This window comes from Planomonospora sp. ID91781 (assembly GCF_015711595.1).
GTDB classification, from domain to species: domain Bacteria; phylum Actinomycetota; class Actinomycetes; order Streptosporangiales; family Streptosporangiaceae; genus Planomonospora; species Planomonospora parontospora.
In genome coordinates this window covers 1526904-1545471 of sequence record NZ_JABTEY010000002.1, presented here as the reverse complement: position 1 = coordinate 1545471, position 18568 = coordinate 1526904, and the positions used below count along the sequence as shown (strand labels likewise).

General features: G+C 75.0%; 16 protein-coding genes. 8 read left to right on the top strand and 8 right to left on the bottom strand.

Annotated elements, in window-relative coordinates; genetic code table 11:
- The first annotated feature begins 18 nt into the window (after nt 1-18).
- Complete coding sequence (locus tag HS048_RS26215; RefSeq protein WP_196468968.1) at nt 19-582, top strand: transcriptional regulator; 564 nt, start codon at nt 19-21, stop codon at nt 580-582.
- A 328-nt stretch (nt 583-910) separates the two neighbouring features.
- Here HS048_RS26215 and HS048_RS26210 read toward each other — a convergent pair whose 3' ends face one another.
- From HS048_RS26210 to HS048_RS26200, 3 genes are all read right to left on the bottom strand, one after another.
- Nucleotides 911-2608: a hypothetical protein gene (locus tag HS048_RS26210; RefSeq protein WP_196468967.1), complete on the bottom strand. Its 1698-nt coding sequence runs from the start codon at nt 2606-2608 to the stop codon at nt 911-913.
- 64 nt (nt 2609-2672) lie between these two features.
- Entirely contained in the window at nt 2673-3707 is a 1035-nt protein-coding gene (locus HS048_RS26205) for a carbohydrate kinase family protein (protein WP_196468966.1), read from the bottom strand.
- A gap of 6 nt (nt 3708-3713) precedes the next feature.
- Entirely contained in the window at nt 3714-4652 is a 939-nt protein-coding gene (locus tag HS048_RS26200) for a pseudouridine-5'-phosphate glycosidase (RefSeq protein WP_196468965.1), read from the bottom strand.
- A 238-nt stretch (nt 4653-4890) separates the two neighbouring features.
- On the opposite strand from HS048_RS26200, the gene HS048_RS26195 reads away from it, so the two are divergent.
- The 7 genes from HS048_RS26195 to HS048_RS26165 all read left to right on the top strand — a co-directional run bounded on the left by HS048_RS26195 (nt 4891) and on the right by HS048_RS26165 (nt 14001).
- Nucleotides 4891-5796 (top strand): LysR family transcriptional regulator, encoded by a 906-nt coding sequence (locus HS048_RS26195; RefSeq protein WP_068895645.1) that lies wholly within the window; start codon nt 4891-4893, stop codon nt 5794-5796.
- Nucleotides 5797-5981: 185 nt separating this feature from the next.
- Nucleotides 5982-7538 carry an NAD(P)/FAD-dependent oxidoreductase gene (locus tag HS048_RS26190; RefSeq protein ID WP_196468964.1) on the top strand — a complete coding sequence of 519 codons (1557 nt, stop codon included), beginning with the start codon at nt 5982-5984 and terminating at the stop codon, nt 7536-7538.
- 102 nt (nt 7539-7640) lie between these two features.
- Nucleotides 7641-8351, top strand: coding sequence for a response regulator transcription factor (locus tag HS048_RS26185; RefSeq protein ID WP_196468963.1), 711 nt, complete (start codon nt 7641-7643; stop codon nt 8349-8351).
- 7 nt (nt 8352-8358) lie between these two features.
- A complete protein-coding gene (locus HS048_RS26180; RefSeq protein ID WP_196468962.1) occupies nt 8359-9837 on the top strand; it encodes a HAMP domain-containing sensor histidine kinase in 1479 nt (492 codons plus the stop codon).
- A 177-nt stretch (nt 9838-10014) separates the two neighbouring features.
- A complete protein-coding gene (locus tag HS048_RS26175; protein ID WP_196468961.1) occupies nt 10015-11217 on the top strand; it encodes a bifunctional glycosyltransferase family 2/GtrA family protein in 1203 nt (400 codons plus the stop codon).
- Nucleotides 11214-13253: a glycosyltransferase family 39 protein gene (locus HS048_RS26170; RefSeq protein WP_307832646.1), complete on the top strand. Its 2040-nt coding sequence runs from the start codon at nt 11214-11216 to the stop codon at nt 13251-13253. The genes HS048_RS26175 and HS048_RS26170 overlap by 4 nt, the downstream gene beginning before the upstream one ends.
- Before the next feature lie 109 nt (nt 13254-13362).
- A complete protein-coding gene (locus tag HS048_RS26165; RefSeq protein WP_196468960.1) occupies nt 13363-14001 on the top strand; it encodes a TetR/AcrR family transcriptional regulator in 639 nt (212 codons plus the stop codon).
- A gap of 91 nt (nt 14002-14092) precedes the next feature.
- Here the strand turns inward: HS048_RS26165 and HS048_RS26160 are convergent, their stop codons facing one another.
- The 5 genes from HS048_RS26160 to HS048_RS26140 form a co-directional block, all read right to left on the bottom strand.
- Nucleotides 14093-14353 (bottom strand): hypothetical protein, encoded by a 261-nt coding sequence (locus tag HS048_RS26160; protein ID WP_196468959.1) that lies wholly within the window; start codon nt 14351-14353, stop codon nt 14093-14095.
- A 66-nt stretch (nt 14354-14419) separates the two neighbouring features.
- Nucleotides 14420-15271: a helix-turn-helix transcriptional regulator gene (locus HS048_RS26155; protein ID WP_068895634.1), complete on the bottom strand. Its 852-nt coding sequence runs from the start codon at nt 15269-15271 to the stop codon at nt 14420-14422.
- Nucleotides 15272-15399: 128 nt separating this feature from the next.
- Nucleotides 15400-15606, bottom strand: coding sequence for a hypothetical protein (locus HS048_RS26150; protein ID WP_068896153.1), 207 nt, complete (start codon nt 15604-15606; stop codon nt 15400-15402).
- A gap of 170 nt (nt 15607-15776) precedes the next feature.
- Nucleotides 15777-17534 (bottom strand): acyclic terpene utilization AtuA family protein, encoded by a 1758-nt coding sequence (locus HS048_RS26145; protein WP_196468958.1) that lies wholly within the window; start codon nt 17532-17534, stop codon nt 15777-15779.
- On the bottom strand, nt 17534-18499 hold the full coding sequence (locus tag HS048_RS26140) for an enoyl-CoA hydratase-related protein (RefSeq protein ID WP_307832645.1): 966 nt from the start codon (nt 18497-18499) through the stop codon (nt 17534-17536). Before HS048_RS26140 ends, HS048_RS26145 begins: the two co-directional genes overlap by 1 nt.
- Between the last annotated feature and the right edge of the window lie 69 nt (nt 18500-18568).

The following is an 18568-nucleotide window of genomic DNA, read 5'->3' as shown; positions in this document are numbered from 1 at the left end:
AGGACTAGGGTGATCCTCATGAAGGACGAGGAGCCGTTCCTGCTCGACGACCCGGCCCGCCTCAAGGCGCTGGCCCACCCCATGCGGCGCCTCATCCTGCGCCACCTCAACATCCACGGGCCCGCGACCTCCACGACGATCGGCGAACGGCTCGGCGCGAAGACCGGCACGACCAGCTACCACCTGCGGCAGCTGGAGAAGCGTGGATTCATCGAGGAGATCCCGGAGCGCTCGGCCGGCCGGGAGCGCTGGTGGCGCAGGACCGAGAGCCCACGCGACATGCGCGCACCGACCCCCGGGCAGCTCGCGCCCGAGGACCGCCCGGTGCTGGAGGAGTTCCACCGCGTCGGCTTCGAGGAGGACCGGGCGCTGCTGGAGCGCTTCCCCGAGGCGTACCGGCGCGATCCCGACTGGGCCAAGGGCTCACGCGGTCTCGGCCGGATGACCAGGGAAGAGTTCGCCGAGTTCTTCGACGCCTACATCGCGCTGCTGCTCAAGTACAGCCCCCGGGTGCAGGACGCGCCGCCGGATGCGCGGCCCCTGTACATCCGGATGTTCGCCTTCCCCGCCGACGAACCCTGAGTCCCCGGCCTCACGCGGCCCCGCCAAGAGCCCTGCGACCGGCATCGCCGCGAGAATGCCGCCCGGTGTCGCCGGCACCGCGTCGATCAGCTCGAACGGCGGGTGCTGGGTGGGTTCGCCCAGGTGGCCGGGGGCGAAGACACCGTCGGTGACGGTGGTGGCGCGGGTGACAGAGCTGGGACGCGACGGGACCTCGGGACACGGGGGGATCTCGGCGGAGCGTCCAGCCCCGGCCATGGCGGGACGTGCGGGTGGGCCCGCCCGCCCGCCTGCCGTACCAGCGCCTCGGCTGGATTCCCGGTCCCCGGCCCGGATGACGGGCGCGGGGTCAGCTGGGCAGCTGGGCCTCCAGGCGGTAGCCGTCCACGGTCACGTAGACCTGGTCGCCCGGCCGGGCGTTCAGGCGCATCAGCACGGGCTGCAGCGAGTCGAAGACCGGGTGGTCCCGCCAGACGAGGACCACCGCGTTGTCGCCGGGGCCGGTCACCGACAGCAGCGTGCCGGGCCGCATCCCGAGCCGGGTGGCGTACCCCTCGGGCACGGCCACCGGCGCCCCGCGCAGGTGCTCGCTGGTGACCTCGATCCGCTGCCAGCGGCTGGGATCGGTGGCCGGGTTGGGCGGCGGGGGCATCGGGGAGCGCTCCCGCTGGCTGGTGATCAGGTGCGGCCGGCTGTTGCCGGACAGCGCCGAGAGCGCCGCCAGGGCGGCGCGGGGGTCGATCGAGCCGGCGTCGACCTGGGGGATCGGCTGGCCGCCGCGGTGGTGGCCGTTGGCCCCCGGCGTACGGCGGGGCAGCTGCTTGGTGCCCGTGCCGTCGGACGCGGCGGAGGACTCCCCGGGCGCCGCGGACGCGGCGAGCGCGTCCAGCCACGCCTGCGCGGAGTGGGTGCGGATGCCGAGCTGGTGCTCCATGAGCGCGAAGACGTCGGCGTCGTCCGGTTCGCTCGCGAGCAGCTGGGTGGTCCGCTCCCGCAGGCCGCCCAGGTCGCCGACGACGAGCCAGCCGTCCTGGAGCCGCCGGTCGGGCATGAGGGTGACCAGGACCCGCCAGAGCGGGGTGCCGAGCGCGGGGACCTCGACGGGGTGCGCGGGGTCGGCGCCGATGAGCTGGTCCTCGGTGGCGGCGGCGCCCAGCCACTCGGTGAGGCCGAACATGTGGCCGGTCAGCGGGGCCGACTCCGAGGAGCGCAGCCAGAGCAGGATGCGCTCCTCGGCGGCGCGCTGGGCCGCCGAGAGGGCGCCCAGGTCGGCGTTGAGCTTGTGCGCCAGCGCGCGCAGGCTGATCGGGTCGACGGCGAACAGGCGGTCCACGGCGACGGCCCGCTCCAGCGGGCTCCAGTCGCGGAACATGTTGTCCACCAGGCGCACCAGCGGGTAGTCGCTGATGTCGACCCGGGGCGGGGCGGGCGGGGCCGCCGGGACGGGCCGCTGGGGCAGCGGGGCCGGGGCGGTCTGCGCGGGGGGCGGGGCCTGCGCGGGCACCGGGACGGTCGGCGGGGCCTGGGCCGGCACCGGGACGGTCGGCGGGGAGGAGACGGCGGGCGAGGCGGGAGCGGCCTGCGCGGCGGCCGGGGCGGCCTGTGCGGCCTGCTCGGTGAGCCCCGGGATCCGGCCGAGCACCTCGCGGAACATCGCGGTGACCACCACCTCGGGGGAGGCGGGCACGGCGGATCCGGTGAGGTCGCCGGCGGTCAGGCGGCGCAGCCGGGACCAGCCGCCCAGACCGGCGATGGCCGAGCGCGCGGGCTCCGGCCAGCCTGGGAGGGTGGGGTCGACGGTGTGCACGTGCAGGGCGGGCAGCACGTCGCTCAGCGGCAGGTGCTCCCACCGGGCGACCGAGAGCCGGGCCAGCCGGTCGCAGACCCAGTCGAGCCCGGCGGTGCCGAGGGCCTTGGGGAGGGTGACGGAGGACCACCAGCCCGCCGGCAGGCGGGGGTCGGCCAGGGCTTCGGCGACCTGCTGCTGACGGCTCCAGCGCAGGGCCGGGACCAGATCACTCAGGCAGATCGATGACTCGGCATCCATCGGTTGACCGCAACCTCCCCAAAGTGACGCATGTGGCTAATGGTGCAGCCTACGCCGCAAGCTATCAATTGGTCTTAAGAGGGTAAAGCTGGTTGGAACCCAGATCAGACCGTAGGATACGCGGACGACCACCGATGACCGTAACAGCTTCGGCGCCGGCCCGGCTCCCCGCTTCCAACGCGGCCTCGTCATCGGCCCCCGTCAGCAGGGCCGTCAGCAGCCCGGCGGCGAACGCGTCCCCCGCCCCGGTGGAGTCCACGGCCTGGGCGGCGACACCCGGGACCCGGGCGACGAGACGTCCCCGCCGGGCCAGCACGGCCCCCTGGGAGCCGAGTTTCACCGCCGCCGCGCCGTACCGGAGACTGAGCCGCTCGGCCGCCCGCTCGGCGGAGGTCTCGCCGGTCAGCAGCAGCGCCTCGTCCCGGTTGGGGATCACCAGCCCGGCCGGTGCGGTCTCGCGGACGAACCGCTCGGTCCCGAAGGCCCGCAGGAAACCCGTCGAGGCGGGGTCCACGCTGCTGGACAGGCCGCGCCGGCCGGCCTCGGCCAGGACCAGGCGGGTCAGCAGCAGGCCGGGTTCGGCGAAGAGGAGATAGCCGGACAGGTGCAGGTGGGCCACCCCGTCGAGCAGGGCCGGGTCCCAGTCGGCCACGCCCAGGCGCCCGCCCGCGCCCCGGTTGGTGAGCATGGACCGCTCCCCGGTCCCGTCGACCACGGCGATCACCACGGCGGTCGGCCGTTCCGGGTCCGTGCGCAGGTACGGCCGGACCCCGGCCCGCCGCAGCTCCGCCTCGTGCCAGCCGCCGGTGTCGGCGCCGACCCGGGCCAGGAACCGCACGTCCGCGCCCAGGCGGGCGGCCCAGGCGGCGGTGTTGGCCCCCGAGCCGCCCGGGCGCAGCTCGATGTCGGCGGCGGTGTCCGTGCCGGCGGCCAGCCCGGCGAACCCGGCCTGGCCGTGCAGCGCGACGACGTCGGTGACAACGTCGCCGACCACCAGCAGGCCCCTGCCGCCCGCGGCGTCCCCGGCGCCCGCAGCGTTCCCGGCGTCCCCGGCGTCCGCGGTCCTCCCGGGCCCCTCGGTGTCCTCGGTGTCCTTCACGGGGTGTCAGTCCTCCCTGCTCCAGGACCGGGCGATCCTCGCGGCCAGGCGGACGTTCCCGCGGACGGCGGCCAGGTTCGCCTCCAGCGAGGCGCCGCCGGTGCCGCGTACCAGGTAGCCGAGGAGGAACGGGGTGATCGCCTGGCCGGTGACCTTCTCCCGCTCCGCCGCGGCGAGGGCCTCGGCGAGCACGCGGTCGTGCAGCTCCGGGTCGAGCTGCTGGTCGCGGGGGACCGGGTTGGCCACGATCAGGGCGGTCTCCGGGCCGCCGAGGGCGTCCTGGGCCCGCATCGCGGCGGCGGCCTCGTCCGGGGTCTCGATCCGCCACTCGACCGGCTCGCCGGAGGTGTGCAGGTAGAAACCGGGGAACTCGTCGGTGCGGAACCCCGCGACGGTGACGCCCCGGGTCTCCAGCCGCTGCAGGGTGGCCGGGACGTCCAGGATCGACTTCACCCCCGCGCACACGACGGTGATGCGGGTACGGCTGAGCGCGTCGAGGTCGGCCGACTCGTCCTGGGTGGCGTTCCACTCGCGGTGGACGCCGCCGAGCCCGCCGGTGGCGAAGACGCGGATGCCGGCCCGGGCGGCCAGGAACGACGTCGCCGAGACCGTGGTCGCGCCGCTCGCCTCCAGCGCCGCGGCGAGGGGCAGATCGCGGAAGCCCAGCTTGCGCAGACCGGACCCGGTGGCGATCCGCTCGAGCCCGGCGGAGTCCAGGCCGATGCGTGCGACCCCGTCCAGCACCGCGATGGTCGCGGGCACGGCCCCCTCCTCGCGGACGATCTCCTCCAGCTCGGCCGCGACCTCCAGGTTGCGGGGCTGGGGGAGGCCGTGCGAGATGATCGTGGACTCGAGGGCCACGACGGGGGAACCCTGCGCCAGCGCCTCGGCCACCTCCTCGGAGGGGCGGAGCATGTCGTCGAGCGGCTGCTGGGTGGTACGCATGAGCGGGTTCTGTCTCCTGGATCCGGGGCCGGACGGTCGCCCGGCTGGAACGGCGCAAACGGTCGTTTCTGCTTCAAACAAGCACGTTACGGCATGGTAAGGCGCGGCTTCCGCCCGGAGCCCGGACGGAAGCCGGGGCGGGGCAACAAAGAATCTACATTGTAAAGGTCGGGGGTCGTCGCACATCCCGGCGACGACCTCGGACCGCCGCCGCGAGGCCACGCCATAGCCTGGGGCTATGAGCACACTGCCCGACCTGGAGTCCCTGCGGTTGCTCGTCGACGTCGAGAGGCTGGGGAGCCTGGGGCAGGCGGCCCGGACGGCGGGCATCGCGCAGCCCTCGGCGAGCAAGCGGATCGCGCTCCTGGAGCGGCGCCTCGGCCTGACCCTACTGGAGCGCACCCCCCGCGGCTCCACCCTCACCTCCCAGGGGACGATGATCGCGGCCTGGGCGGCGCAGGTGCTCGCCGCGGCCGAGGAGCTGATGCGCGGGGCGGAGGCCGTACGGCACGCGCGGGCGGCGCACCTGCACATCGCGGCCAGCATGACCGTGGCCGAGTACCTCCTGCCGCGCTGGCTCGGGGAGCTGCAGGGCCGGGAGCCGCAGGTCCAGGTCGGGCTGGAGGTGCAGAACTCCGCGGAGGTGGCCAGGCTCGTCGGAGGGGAGGCGGGCGGGATCGAGCTCGGGTTCGTGGAGGGTCCCTCGGTGCCGCAGGGGCTGGCCTCCCGGGTGGTGGCCACGGACCGGCTGGTGGTCGTGGTCGCGGCGGGCCATCCGTGGGCGCGCCGCCGTACGCCGCTGCTCGCCGCGGAACTGGCCGCGACCCCGCTGGTGGTCCGCGAGCGCGGCTCCGGCACCCGGGAGACCCTCGACCGGGCGCTGGCCGGGCACGCCGTCGCGGCCCCCCGGCTGGAGCTCGGCTCGAACACCGCGGTCAAGGGCGCCGCCCGCGAGGGCTCGGCCCCGGCGGTGCTGAGCGGTTACGCGGTCGAGGGGGAGCTGGCCACCGGGCGGCTGGCCGAGGTGGCGACCGCCGGCATCGACCTGGAGCGCAGCCTGCGGGCGGTCTGGCGCCGGGGGCGCCCGCCCACCGGCCCCGCCGCGGTCCTGCTCTCCATCGCCCTCGGCACGGCCAGGGGCTGACCGTGCGGGCCGGTCGGCCGGGGTGCGGCGGGACCGGTCGGCCAGGGGCGAGGCGGAGCCGGTGGGGCGGGAGCCGGGCGTGAGGGGGCCGCGGATCCGGCTCCGGCCCGGCGGCGGATCCGCGGCCGCTCCGGGTGGGCGGGAGCTATAGACCTTTTTGTCTTTTTCGATATATGGTGCCCGGCATGGCACCCGCCGAGCCGACGTACCCGGTCCGCTCCCGCAGCGCCTCCCGATACGACGTCGTCGTCGCCGGAGGCGGGCACAACGGCCTGGTCGCCGCGGCCTACCTCGCCCGCGCCGGCCGCCGGGTGCTCGTCCTCGAACGCCTCGGCCACGTGGGCGGCCTGGCCGTCTCGGCCCGGGCGTTCCCGGGGGTCGACGCCCGCCTGTCGCGCTACTCCTACCTGGTCAGCCTGCTCCCGGCCAAGATCGTGAAGGACCTGGGGCTCGCGGTGGAGCTGCGCCGCCGCCGTTACGCCTCCTACACCCCGGTGGGGGAGACCGGCCTGCTGGTGGACGGCGGCGACGAGCACCGCACCGCCGCGTCGTTCGCCCGGGTCACCGGCGGGACCGCCGACCTCGAGGCCTGGCGGCGCTTCTACGCGATGACCGCGCAGGCGGCCGCCCGGATCGCGCCGACCCTGCTCGAACCCCTCGTGAGCCGTACGGCGATGCGCGACCTGGTGGGCGGCGAGACCTGGCGCGAGCTGTTCGAGCGGCCGATCGGCGAGGTCGTGGACGAGCGGTTCGCCGACGACACCGTGCGCGGGGTGGTGCTCACCGACGCCCTGATCGGCACCTTCGCCGACCCGTGCGACGAGGGCCTGCTGGCCAACAGGTGCCTCCTGTACCACGTGATCGGCGACGGCACCGGCGAGTGGAACGTCCCGGTCGGCGGGATGGGCGCCGTCTCCGGGGCGCTGGCCGGGGCCGCGCGGGCGGCCGGGGCGGAGATCCGCACCGGGGCCGAGGTGGTGGCGATCGACCCCGGCGGGGAGGTGACCTTCCGCGACGGCGCCGGTGAGCACGCGGTCACCGGCGAGCGGGTGCTGGCCAACGTGCCGCCCGCCGTACTGGCCCGGCTGCTCGGCGGCGGCGGGGACGGGCCCGCGCCGGAGGGCGCCCAGCTGAAGATCAACATGGTGCTGTCCCGGCTGCCCCGGCTCAGGGACCCGGAGGTCGATCCGGCGGCGGCCTTCAGCGGCACGTTCCACATCAACGAGGGCCGCGAGCAGCTCGCCCGCGCCCACGCCGAGGCCGCGCGGGGGACGATCCCGGGACTGCCCCCGGCCGAGGTGTACTGCCACTCGCTGACCGACCCCTCCATCCTCGGCCCGGAGCTGCGCGCGGCCGGGGCCCAGACGATGACCCTGTTCGGCCTGCACATGCCCGCCCGGCTGTTCCGCGCCGACCCCGCCGGGGCGCGGGAGGAGGCGGTGCGCGCGACGCTCGCCTCGGTGAACCGGGTCCTCGCCGAGCCGATCGAGGACTGCCTGCTGCGCGACCCGGACGGCCGCCCCTGCCTGGAGGCGAAGACCCCGGTGGACCTGGAGGCCGAGGCGGGCCTGCCCGGCGGGCACATCTTCCACCGCGACCTGTCCTGGCCGTTCGGCGAGCCGGGCAGGTGGGGCGTGGAGACCGGTTTCGAGCGGATCCTGCTCTGCGGCGCGGGCGCCCGGCGCGGCGGCGGCGTCAGCGGCATCCCCGGCCACAACGCCGCGATGGCGCTGCTGTCCTGAGCCCCGTCGCCGGCGGCGGGCGCCTCCGTCCGGGAGCCGATCCCGGCGAAAACTCAGGGTCCCTTCATGAGCCTCTCATGAAGGGTCTCTAGCGTTGCAGGCATGGGCGACGGTGGGGCGGCGCGGATACTGGTCGTGGACGACGAGCCCGCGCTCAGGGAGGCGCTGCAGAGCAGCCTGGAGTACGAGGGCTACCGGGTGGGCCTGGCCTCCGACGGGCAGGCCGCGCTGGAGGTCCTGGAGCGGGAGCCGTACGAGGTGGTGCTGCTGGACGTGATGATGCCCCGGCTGGACGGGCTGACCGCCTGCCGCAGGCTCCGGGCGGCCGGAAACCACGTGCCGGTGCTCATGCTGACCGCGCGCGACGCCGTGGGCGACAGGGTCTCCGGGCTGGACGCCGGGGCCGACGACTACCTGGCCAAGCCGTTCGAGCTGGACGAGTTGCTGGCCCGGGTCCGGGCCCTGCTGCGGCGCGGCGCCCTGGCCGCCCCGGCGGCGGAGCGGGACTCCGGCGTGCTCGTCTACGGCGACCTGCGGATGGACACCGCCGGCCGGGAGGTCACCAGAGCGGGCGTCCCGCTGGAGCTGACCCGGACCGAGTACCTGCTGCTGGAGCTGTTCATGGTGCACCCCCGGCAGGTGCTCACCCGCGAGCAGATCCTCAGCGAGGTGTGGGGCTTCGACTTCGAGCCGTCGTCCAACTCCCTCGACGTCTACGTGATGTACCTGCGGCGGAAGACCGAGACGGGCGGGCTGCCCCGGCTGATCCACACCGTCCGCGGCGTCGGCTACGTGCTGCGGACCTCGCCGTGAGGACGCCGTGAGGACGGGTCCCCGCTCCCTGCGCTCGCGGCTCACCCTGCTGGTCGCGACGGCCGTCGCGGCGGCGATCGCGGTGTGCGCGGGCGCCTGCTGGTTCCTGGTCCGCTCCGAGCTCCTCGACCAGGTGGACCGGTCCCTGCGCAGCCCGAAGGGGCCGCAGGGCGTCGAGTGGATCGAGCGGTACTGCTCCGGGGCGGAACCGGACCGCCCGCCGCCGCCCCGGCTGGCCCTCCTCCAGCTGGTCGACGCGGCCGGCCGGACGTGCGCCGTCGGCACCGAGGTCGAGGTCGTCCCGGGCGACCGGGAACTGGCACGGGCGCCCAGGGGCACGGAGGCGTTCCGGGACGGGACGACCTCGGACGGGGACGAGGTCCGGGTGCTGGTCCAGAGCGTCGGCGGCGGCCTGGTGCTGATGGAGTCCCGGCCGCTGGAGGAGTTCCGGTCCACGCTCACCGCGCTCGCCGGGATCCTGGCCGGGGTCGCCGCGCTCGGCGTGGTGGGCGCGGCGACCGCGGGCCGGCTCATCGCCCGTACGGCGCTGCGGCCGGTGGAGCGGCTGACCGGGGCGGTGGAGCACGTCGCCAGGACCGAGGACCTCGGCACCCGCATCCCGGTCGAGGGCACCGACGAGCTCGCCCGGCTCGGCGCCTCCTTCAACGCGATGACCGCCGCGCTGGCCGGGTCCCGGGAGCGCCAGCGGCGGCTGATCGCCGACGCCGGGCACGAGCTGCGCACCCCGCTGACCAGCCTGCGCACCAACATCGACCTGCTGCTGCGCAGCGAGGACTCCGGCCGCCCGCTGGAGCCCGCCCCCAAGCGCAGGCTGCTGACCGGCCTCAAGGCCCAGTTCGAGGAGATGTCCACCCTGGTCGGAGCTCTGCTCCAGCTCTCCCGGGGCGACAGCGAGCACGCGCCGCGTGTCGAGGTGGCCTTCCACGAGGTGGTCGGGGCGGCCGTGGGACGGGCCCGGCTCCGCGCCCGCGACCTGCCGATAGAGACCGACCTCGGGCCCTGGTACGTCCACGCGGACCCGGCCGCGCTGGAGCGCGCGGTGGTGAACCTGCTCGACAACGCGGTGAAGTTCTCCGCGGACCCCGGCCCCGGCGACGGCCCGGGAGGCGCCGGCCCCGGCGGGCCCGGAGGTTCTGATGATCTGGGCGGTCTCGACAGTGCCGGTGGTCCCGATGGTCCCGGTGGCGGGGCGCGGGGGCCGGTGGTGGTACGGCTCCGCGACGGCGAGCTGACCGTCCGCGACCACGGTCCCGGCATCGGCCGGGAGGAGCTGCCCTACGTCTTCGACCGGTTCTGGCGCTCGCCCTCGGCCCGGAGCATGCCGGGCTCGGGCCTGGGACTGGCGATCGTGGCGCAGGCCGTACGGGAGGCCGGGGGCGAGGTCGCCCTGGAGAACGCCGACGGCGGCGGGACCGTCGCCCGGCTGCGCCTTCCCGGTTCCCCCGTGGCGGGCGGCGGGGACTGAGCCCCGGCAGACGACCCCCGGCCGGGGGAGGGGGCGGGACGGCCACGGCGGTCCCGTCCTTTCGTGCCCGGTGCCTGTTTTTCTCATCCCGCGTTAACGGTCGCCTCAGGATCACCCAAGACCGCGTGCCGAGTCTGGGGTCATGAGAGAGCAGAACCACCGTCCGCGGAGGAGAACATGGATCAGCTGACGGTTCCGGCACCGGTCCGCACCCGGCTGGTCGAGGTCGTGGTGCCCGTCCACAACGAGCAGCGGGTGCTGGCCGAGAGCGTCCGCCGCCTGCACGCCTACCTCACCGGGACCTTCCCGTACGCCTTCCGCGTCACGATCGCCGACAGCGCCAGCACCGACGGGACCTGGCGCATCGCCCTGGACCTGAGCCGGGAGCTGCCGCACGTGCACGCCGTCCACCTGGACGCCAAGGGCCGGGGCCGGGCGCTGCGCAGGGTCTGGTCGGAGAGCGCCGCCGACGTGGTCGCCTACATGGACGTGGACCTGTCCACCGACCTGGACGCGTTCCTGCCGCTGGTGGCCCCGCTGCTGTCGGGCCACAGCGACCTGGCCATCGGCACCCGCCTGTCCCGGGGCGCGAACGTGGTGCGCGGGCCCAGGCGGGAGCTCATCTCGCGGACCTACAACCTGATGCTCCGCGGGGCGATGGGCGCGGGCTTCTCCGACGCCCAGTGCGGGTTCAAGGCGGTCCGCACCGAGATCGCCCAGGCGCTGCTGCCGGCGGTCGAGGACGAGGAGTGGTTCTTCGACACCGAGCTGCTGCTGCTCGCCGAGCGGCACGGGCTGCGCATCCACGAGGTGCCGGTGGACTGGGTGGACGACCCCGACAGCCGGGTGGACATCCTCAGGACCGTCATGGACGACCTGAAGGGCATGGCGCGCGTGGCCCGCAGGACGCTGTCCGGCCCGGCTCGCCTCCCCGTCCCGCCGCGGGTCGGGAACGCCCGGCTGCCCGGCGGGATGGCCCGCCAGCTACCCGGTTTCGTCGTCATCGGGCTGGTCAGCACCCTGGCGCACCTCCTGCTGTTCGTCGCCCTGCGGCTGCTGGTGCCCGCCGTGGTCGCCAACGGCGTCGCCCTGGTCGTCACCGCCGTCGCGAACACCGCCGCCAACCGCCGTTTCACCTTCGGCGTCACCGGGCGCGCCGGAGCGCTGCGCCACCAGCTCGAAGGCGGTCTCACCCTGGTCGCCGGCCTCGCGCTGAGCACCGGCGGTCTCGCCCTGCTGGGCCTCCTCGTGCCGGACGCGCCCACCGCCGCAGAGATCGCCGCGGTCATCACCGCCAACGCCCTCGCCACCCTGGTGCGCTTCCTGCTGCTGCGCGCCTGGGTCTTCCACCCCCGCCGGGTGAAGGAGGCCACCCGGTGAACGGCCCCGTTCCCGCGACCCCCGCCGGTCCCGGCGCGGTGCCGGGAGTCCCCGCCGCTCCGGACGCCGTCTCCGGCGGGGCCTCCACCGCCCGGGACGCCGCCCCCCGCGTGCCGGACGTCCCGCGGGCCGCCCGGCACGGGGGCCCGGCCGCCGGCGCGCCCCGGTGGGCGCGTCCCGGCCTCTGGGCCGTACTGGCGCTGGCGGCCTTCCTGCACACCTGGGCGCTCGGCCGGAACGGCGACGCCAACGACTACTACGCGGCCGCGATCCTGTCGGGCACGCAGAGCTGGAAGGCGTTCTTCTTCGGCGCGCTGGACGCCGGGTCGTTCATCACCGTGGACAAGCCGCCGGTCGCGCTGTGGGTGATGGGCCTGTCGGCGAGGATCTTCGGTTACGGCACGTGGAGCATGCTCCTGCCCCAGGCGGTCGCGGGCGTCGCCGCCGTCTGGGTCGTGCACTCGGCGGTGCGGCGCTCCCTGGCGGAGCTGCCGGGCCACGCCCCGCAGGCCGCGGGGCTGGCCGCGGCCCTGGTGATGACGCTGACCCCGATCACGGTCGCGATCAACCGGGACAACAACCCCGACACGATCCTGGTGCTGCTCCTGGTGCTGGCCGCGTGGTTCTGCCTGGAGGCGGTCCGCGGCGGCCGGACGCGCACGCTGGTCGTCTCGGCCGTCCTCGTCGGCCTCGCCTTCAACACCAAGATGCTCCAGGCCTACCTGGTGGTCCCGGCCTTCGCCCTGGTCTACCTGGCGCTGGCACCGGGCACGGTGGTGCGCCGGTTCGGACGGCTGCTGGCCGCGGGCGCGGCCCTGGCCGCCTCCAGCGGGTGGTGGATGCTCGTGGTCGACCTGTGGCCGGCCGGGAGCCGCCCCTACGTCGGCGGCAGCACCGACAACTCCGTCCGGGACCTGGTCATCGGTTACAACGGCCTCGGCCGGATCTTCGGCGGGAGCGGCCGGGGCGGCGGCGGAGGGGGCGGGTTCGGCGGGGAGCCGGGTGCGGGGCGCCTGTTCAACGAGGTGCTGGCCGGTCAGATCTCCTGGCTGCTGCCCTTCGCGGTCCTGGCGCTGGCCTGCGGCCTGGTCCTGACCACCCGCCGGTCCCTGGCCGGAGCCCGCGCCGCACTGCTGCTGTGGGGCGGCTGGCTGGTCGTGCACTACGCGGTCTTCAGCTTCTCCAGCGGTACCTTCCACCCGTACTACACCACCGCGATGGCCCCGGCCGTCGCCGCCCTCACCGGGATCGGCGGGGTGCTGATGTGGCAGGCCCACCGCGACTCCCCGGCGTGGGCGTGGGCGCTCCCGCTCGGGATCGCGGTCACCGGCGCGTGGTCGTTCACCGTGCTGCGCCGCAGCCCGGACTTCGTGCCCTGGCTGGCCTGGGCCGTGGCGGGGATGAGCGCGGTGGCGGCGCTCGGTCTGGTCGCGGCCCGCCTCGGGCGGCGGAGCAGGCTGCGGATCGCCGCGGTCGCGCTGCTCGCGGGGGTGATCGGCGGCCTGGCCGGTCCCGCGGCCTACGCGCTGACCCCGCTCGGCTCGGCCGTCAACGGGACGAACCCGACCGCGGGCCCGGCCGGAGGCGGTGGTCCCGGCGGCCTGCGGGGTTTCGACGGGATGCCGGGCGGCGCCGTACGCGGTGGGATGCGGGACGGCGGTCCCGACAGGTCCCTGAGCACGGAGATGATCGCCTACCTGAAGGAGAACCGGGGCGGGGCGACCTGGCTGGTGGCGGTGGGCAGCGCGCAGAGCGCCTCCTCGGCCATCCTCTCGACGGGCCTGCCCGTCATCGCGATGGGCGGCTTCACCGGAGGCGACCCCGCCATGACCGTGGACCGGCTCCGGGAACTCGTCGCCTCCGGGCGGCTGAGATACGTGATGCCCGGAGACGGGCGGCGCGGTCCCGGCGGCGGGGGCTCCTCCGAGGTGAGCACCTGGGTGCAGGCCAACTGCACCGTCGTCGATGCCGCGGAGTACGGCGGCACCGCGGAGAGCACCACCGGTACCGGCCCGTCCCTCTACCGCTGCGGTTGAACCGGGTGCCTCCCCCGTCCCCGGCGTACCCGCCGGACCGTCCGCACCGGCGGTCCCGGCGGCCGTCGCCGGACGGGGCGGGGGAGGCGCGCTGCTGTAGTCTTGCGCCGTGCAGAGCGGAGAAGGGGCGCGCGGCAGCCGCGCGGACCAGGCGGACCAGCGGCGGGCGGAGCTGCTCGAGGCCGCCCGGAGGGTCGTGCTGGAGCGGGGGCTGGCCGGCACCCGCGTCGCCGACATCGCCAGGGCGACGAACGTGAGCGGCGGACTGATCCACTATCACTTCGCCACCAAGGACGATCTCATCACCGAGATGCTCCGCAGCACGACCGAGTCGGAGATCCAGCGGCTCAGGGAGATCGTCGACGGCCCGGGGACGGCGGTGCAGCGGCTGGACAACGTCCTGCGCCTGTGCATCCCGGCCTCCCGGGACGACCAGGGCTGGATCCTCTGGCTCGACGCCTGGGCGGTCGGGGTGCGCGAGGAGCACGTCCGGACCATCCTGCTGGAGTTCGAGGGCGCCTGGATCGAGATCCTCCGAGAGGTGATCATGCAGGGCGTGATGCTGGGGGAGTTCGTGTGCGACGACCCGCAGGGCGCGGCCGAGCGCCTCGACGGCATGCTCGACGGCCTGGCCATCCGCTACACCCTGGACGCCGGGAACATGTCCAGGAGCCGGCTCCTTCACCACGCCCGCGTCGCCGCCGCCCGCGAGGTGGGCCTGGACCCGTCGGTCTTCCCCGTCTCCTGAGCGGGACCGGGCGCGCGCCGGAGGACGGGCCTTCCCGGGCGCGGACGTCCGGCGGGCACGGGTCCTGCGGGCGGGGCCGGGGGCGCCGCGCTCAGGCGGGCATGGCCGCCAGGAGGTAGGCCAGCCGGGCCGCGGCGGCCTCGACGTCGTCGGCGCTGCCGAGCCGGTAGCCCCACGAGGTGATGAAGCCGCCGTCCGGCGCGCAGGTGACGGTCTCCGACAGGGTTTCACTGAACCGGTTGCGGACGCGGACGTAGGCCGGGTCGCCGAGCGACACGCCCGACAGGGACAGGTCGGCGTGCAAGCGGGTCGCCGTGGCGAACCTCTCCAGACAGGACAGCGTGTCGAGCATCGTGCCTCACCTCCGTCCCGTCGAGGATTGCACGATCTTCAGAACTTAATCAAGCAATTGCGGCGATCATTCGGCCGATTGCCGGGTCAGATCGTCCAGCACCCGGACGATCACCGCCCGCGCGTCCTCGCGGAAGGCCGCCACCTCGCAGAACTCCTCGAAGGACCGCTCGTAGAAGGTGACGTCCTCCGGGTCGCGCAGGACCAGGTTCCTGGTGCGGGTGGGCACCGCGACCTGCTCCCGGTCGTAGATCCAGAAACCGTTGAGCAGGGCGGACGGCAGGGGCGCCTCGAAGGGGACCACGCCGAACTCCACGTTCGGCAGCGCGGTCACGGCGAGCAGCCGGTCAAGCTGGCCGCACATCACGTCCAGCGGCGCCAGCCGGTAGCGCAGCACCGCCTCGGGCACGATGAAGCGGAACCGCTTGCGCTGGTCGTAGAGGATCTCCTGGCGCTGCATGCGGACCCGGATGGCCGCGTCGACCTCGTCCGGGGCGTTGTAGAGGCGCTTGAGCCGGGTGAAGACGCTCCGGGCGTACTCGGTGGTCTGCAGCAGGCCGACGACCAGGCCCGGCTCGAACGCGCGCAGCAGCGTGGTCCGCGACTCCAGGTCGCGGATGTCCTCCTGGAGCGCGGCCAGGCCGCTGCGGTGCCGCTGCCGCCAGGAGTCCTGGCGCTCCAGCAGCCCGGTGAGCTGCTCGGTGAGCTCCTCGACGATCTCGGGGGCGGCTCCCACGGCCCGCCCCCACGCGCCGATGTCGTCGACGGTGGCGGTCTGGCGGGCGTTCTCGATCCGGGAGACCTTGGAGGCCTGCCAGCCCAGCCGCTCGGCGAGTTCCTTGCCCGACAGGCGGGAGGCCTCCCGCAACTGCCTGAGCTGCACGCCCATCCGGGTGCGGGCCTGCTGGAACTCGCTCATTCCTCGTCCTCCTGGTGGGCGGCCTGCACGAGGGTAGACGCCGGGTTCGGATCATGCCATAGGGCGGGCGCAATCGTGATCGACATGTGCGGCGGGGGTCCCGCCGCCGGTCCCGGGGGCGCCGCGGCTCAGGAGAGCACCCGCCGGGCGATGTCCACCAGCAGCTCGCGGGGGACCTCGACGGCGGTCTCCCCCTCCAGGACGTGCCGGAGCCCGGCCAGGGCCTCGGCGTCGGTCACCTGGAGCCCCTGGACGACGACGGTGCCGCGGTCGGTCTCGTAGAGGGAGGGGCAGGCGCCCGCCTCCGACGTGGAGCCGAGAAACCGCAAACGCATGATGGGTCCTTCCCCGAACGACATTCGCAACGCAATTGCGCGCAATCCTAAATGGATCAAAGGGGAAAAACAGTACGGATCGTCGAACTCCCAGGAACCCGGGAGCGGCGGACCGGCCCGGGGCGCCCCGCGGTCCGCGCACCCGGTGCGCGGCGGGCCGCACCGGACGCTCACAGCAGGGCGCGCGGGATGTCCGTCACCGCGGCGCGCAGTTCCTCACCCAGCGCCTTGGCCTGGGCGTCCATGCGGGGACTGGAGGCGACGCCCCGGCCGAGGAGCCCGTGGACGACGAAGTTGAGGGCGAGCAGGTTGGGCAGGTCGAAGCGCTCGACCACGAGACCGGCCGTCTCCGGGAGGAGCTCCCGCAGCCGCCCGGCCGTCAGGTGCTCCGAGAGCCACGCGAACCGCTCGGCGGTCCCGGTCCAGACGCCGAGGTTGGCGTTGCCGCCCTTGTCGCCGGACCGGGCACCGGCGATCGTCCCCAGCGGAGCCCGCAGGGTCGGCCCCCCGCCGACCGGGAGGGACGCCCGCACGACCTGCCGGGGGGACGGCCGTACGGCCTGCGGGGAGGACGGCCGCAGGGTCTCGGGCGCGGGTGGGGGGACCGCCGCGCCGGAGGCACCGGCGGGCGAGGGCGGCGGGTCGGCGGGCACCTCCCGGCCGTCGAGCAGGACCCGCGGACGGACGGCGTCCGCGGGTACCAGGCACGGCCAGTAGACCCCGTACGGCGAGGCGTCCCCCGGCGGGGCCAGGCCGTGGAAGCCCGGATAGGAGGCCAGACCGGTCTCGACCACGGCGGCGGAGAAGGCGCGGCCGGCCTTCCCGCGGTCGGGGTCCATCACGGTGACGCGCAGCAGCGCGGTGCCCGCGAGCGGGGTGAGCTCGACGTGGACCTGCTCGAAGGAGTCCCGCGGCACGCGGGCCCAGACGGCGTCCAGCGCGAGCCGGGCCTTGGCCTCGATGTCCAGGCCGGTCAGCACCATGGTCATGGTGTTGCGGTAACCGGCGGGGTAGGTGACCGCCACCTTGAGCGTCTCCGGCGGCGCATCGCCGCGCACCCCGGAGATCCGGACGCGGTCCGGGCCCTGCTGCTCCAGCCGGATCGTGTCGAACCGGGCCGTGACGTCCGGCCCGAGGTAGCGCGGGGAACCGATCTCGTAGAGCAGCTGGGCGGTGACCGTGCCGACGGACACGGTCCCGCCCGTCCCGGGGTGCTTGGTGACCACGCCGGACCCGTCGGCCTCCAGCTCCACCAGCGGGAACCCGCAGTGCGGCAGGTCGGGCACCTCGCCGAAGAACGCGTAGTTGCCGCCGGTCGCCTGGCAGCCGCACTCGATGACGTGCCCGGCGACCACCGAGCCGGCCAGCGCGTCGTGGTCGCCGGGGCCCCAGCCGTACCGCCAGATCCCCGGCCCGGTGACCAGCGCCGCGTCGGTGACGCGGCCGGTCACCACCACGTCCGCCCCCGCCGCGAGCGCGGCGGCGATCGGCCGCCCGCCCAGGTAGGCGTTGGCGGTCAGGGGCGTCGCGGTGAGCTTCTCGCCGGTGTCGGCGTTGACCGCGTCACCGAGGACGCCGAGGTCGCCGGTGAGGTCGTCACCGGTCACGCAGGCGACCCGGACCCGCAGCCCGAGCCGGTCGGCCAGCTCCGACACCGCCGCGGCGCACCCGGCCGGATCCAGCCCGCCGGCGTTCGACACGATCCGGATGCCCCGCTCCAGGCAGGTGCCGAGGACCTGCTCCAGCTGCGCCAGGAACGTCGGCGCGTAACCGGGACGGCCGTTGCGCCGGTTGCCCGCCAGGATCAGCATGGTGAGCTCGGCCAGCCAGTCGCCGGTGAGCACGTCGATCGGCCCGCCCTCGACCATCTCCCGGGCGGCCGAGAGGCGGTCGCCGTAGAAGCCGGAGCAGTTCGCGACGCGGAGCATCAGGCGCCCCGGACGGGCTCTCCGCCCCCGGCGGCCTCCGCCGCCCCGCCCCCGGTGGTCCCGGCGGGCACCGCTCCGGCGGCTCCGGGCTCCCCGGCGGCCTCCCCGGGCTTCCCGGTGCTCTCCCCGGACTCCGCGGCGGCCTCCCCGGAGTCCGACGGCTCCGGCTGCGGCACCCAGGACGGCAGGCGCTTCGCCATGAAGGCGGCGATGCCCTCCTGGCCCTCGGCGGAGGTGAACCGCTGGGCCGACAGCTCGGCCATCCGGCGCATGCCCTCCTCCACCGGGAGGGCCGGCACGGTCCGCACGAGCTGCTTGGTGATCGCCAGCGCCTCGGGGCCGCCGCGCAGCAGCATGTCGGCGTAGCGGGCGACGGTGGCGTCCAGCTCCTCCGCCGGGACGGCCCGGGTGAGCAGGCCGATCTCCTGGGCGCGGGCGGCGTCGAAGACCTCGCCGGTGAGGAGGTACTCGGCCGCGGCCCGGGGGTCGAGCCGCCGCAGCACGGTCACCGCGATCATGGCGGGCACCACCCCCAGACGGACCTCGGTGAACGCGAACGAGGCCGTGTCCGGCGCGATCGCGAAGTCGCACGCCGCGACCAGACCGAGCCCTCCGGCGCGCGCGGTGCCGTTCAACCGGCAGATGACCGGCTTGGGACTCTCCCAGATCATGCTCATGATCTCCGGGAAGGACGCCGTCACCGGCGCCTCGTGCGCGCCGCCCGGCGCGGAGCGCTGCTCCTTCAGGTCCGCTCCGGCGCAGAACACCGGCCCGGTCCCGGTCAGGACGATCACCCGCACGCCCTCGTCGGCCAGCGCCCAGTTGAGCCGGTCCTCCAGGTCGCCGAGCAACCGCACGGACAGCGCGTTGCGGTTGCGCGGCGAGTCGAGCGTGATCGTGGCGACCCCGCCGGACACCTCCTTGCGCACCAGCCGCTCCACCGGCCAACCCCCGTCGGTGTTCATCGCGCCCACTTCCCTCTCCGGCGCGCCGCGGACGGGCCGTCTCCCGTCCCGCGTGGCGCGTTCACCAAT

Coding starts and splice junctions, on each gene's coding strand:
- HS048_RS26150 (WP_068896153.1), bottom strand. CDS start 15,606: ATGCGTTTGCGGTTTCTCGGCTCCACGTCGGAGGCGGGCGCCTGCCCC.
- HS048_RS26140 (WP_307832645.1), bottom strand. CDS start 18,499: ATGAACACCGACGGGGGTTGGCCGGTGGAGCGGCTGGTGCGCAAGGAG.
- HS048_RS26175 (WP_196468961.1), top strand. CDS start 10,015: ATGGATCAGCTGACGGTTCCGGCACCGGTCCGCACCCGGCTGGTCGAG.
- HS048_RS26190 (WP_196468964.1), top strand. CDS start 5,982: ATGGCACCCGCCGAGCCGACGTACCCGGTCCGCTCCCGCAGCGCCTCC.
- HS048_RS26160 (WP_196468959.1), bottom strand. CDS start 14,353: ATGCTCGACACGCTGTCCTGTCTGGAGAGGTTCGCCACGGCGACCCGC.
- HS048_RS26145 (WP_196468958.1), bottom strand. CDS start 17,534: ATGCTCCGCGTCGCGAACTGCTCCGGCTTCTACGGCGACCGCCTCTCG.
- HS048_RS26185 (WP_196468963.1), top strand. CDS start 7,641: ATGGGCGACGGTGGGGCGGCGCGGATACTGGTCGTGGACGACGAGCCC.
- HS048_RS26195 (WP_068895645.1), top strand. CDS start 4,891: ATGAGCACACTGCCCGACCTGGAGTCCCTGCGGTTGCTCGTCGACGTC.
- HS048_RS26215 (WP_196468968.1), top strand. CDS start 19: ATGAAGGACGAGGAGCCGTTCCTGCTCGACGACCCGGCCCGCCTCAAG.
- HS048_RS26210 (WP_196468967.1), bottom strand. CDS start 2,608: ATGGATGCCGAGTCATCGATCTGCCTGAGTGATCTGGTCCCGGCCCTG.
- HS048_RS26200 (WP_196468965.1), bottom strand. CDS start 4,652: ATGCGTACCACCCAGCAGCCGCTCGACGACATGCTCCGCCCCTCCGAG.
- HS048_RS26155 (WP_068895634.1), bottom strand. CDS start 15,271: ATGAGCGAGTTCCAGCAGGCCCGCACCCGGATGGGCGTGCAGCTCAGG.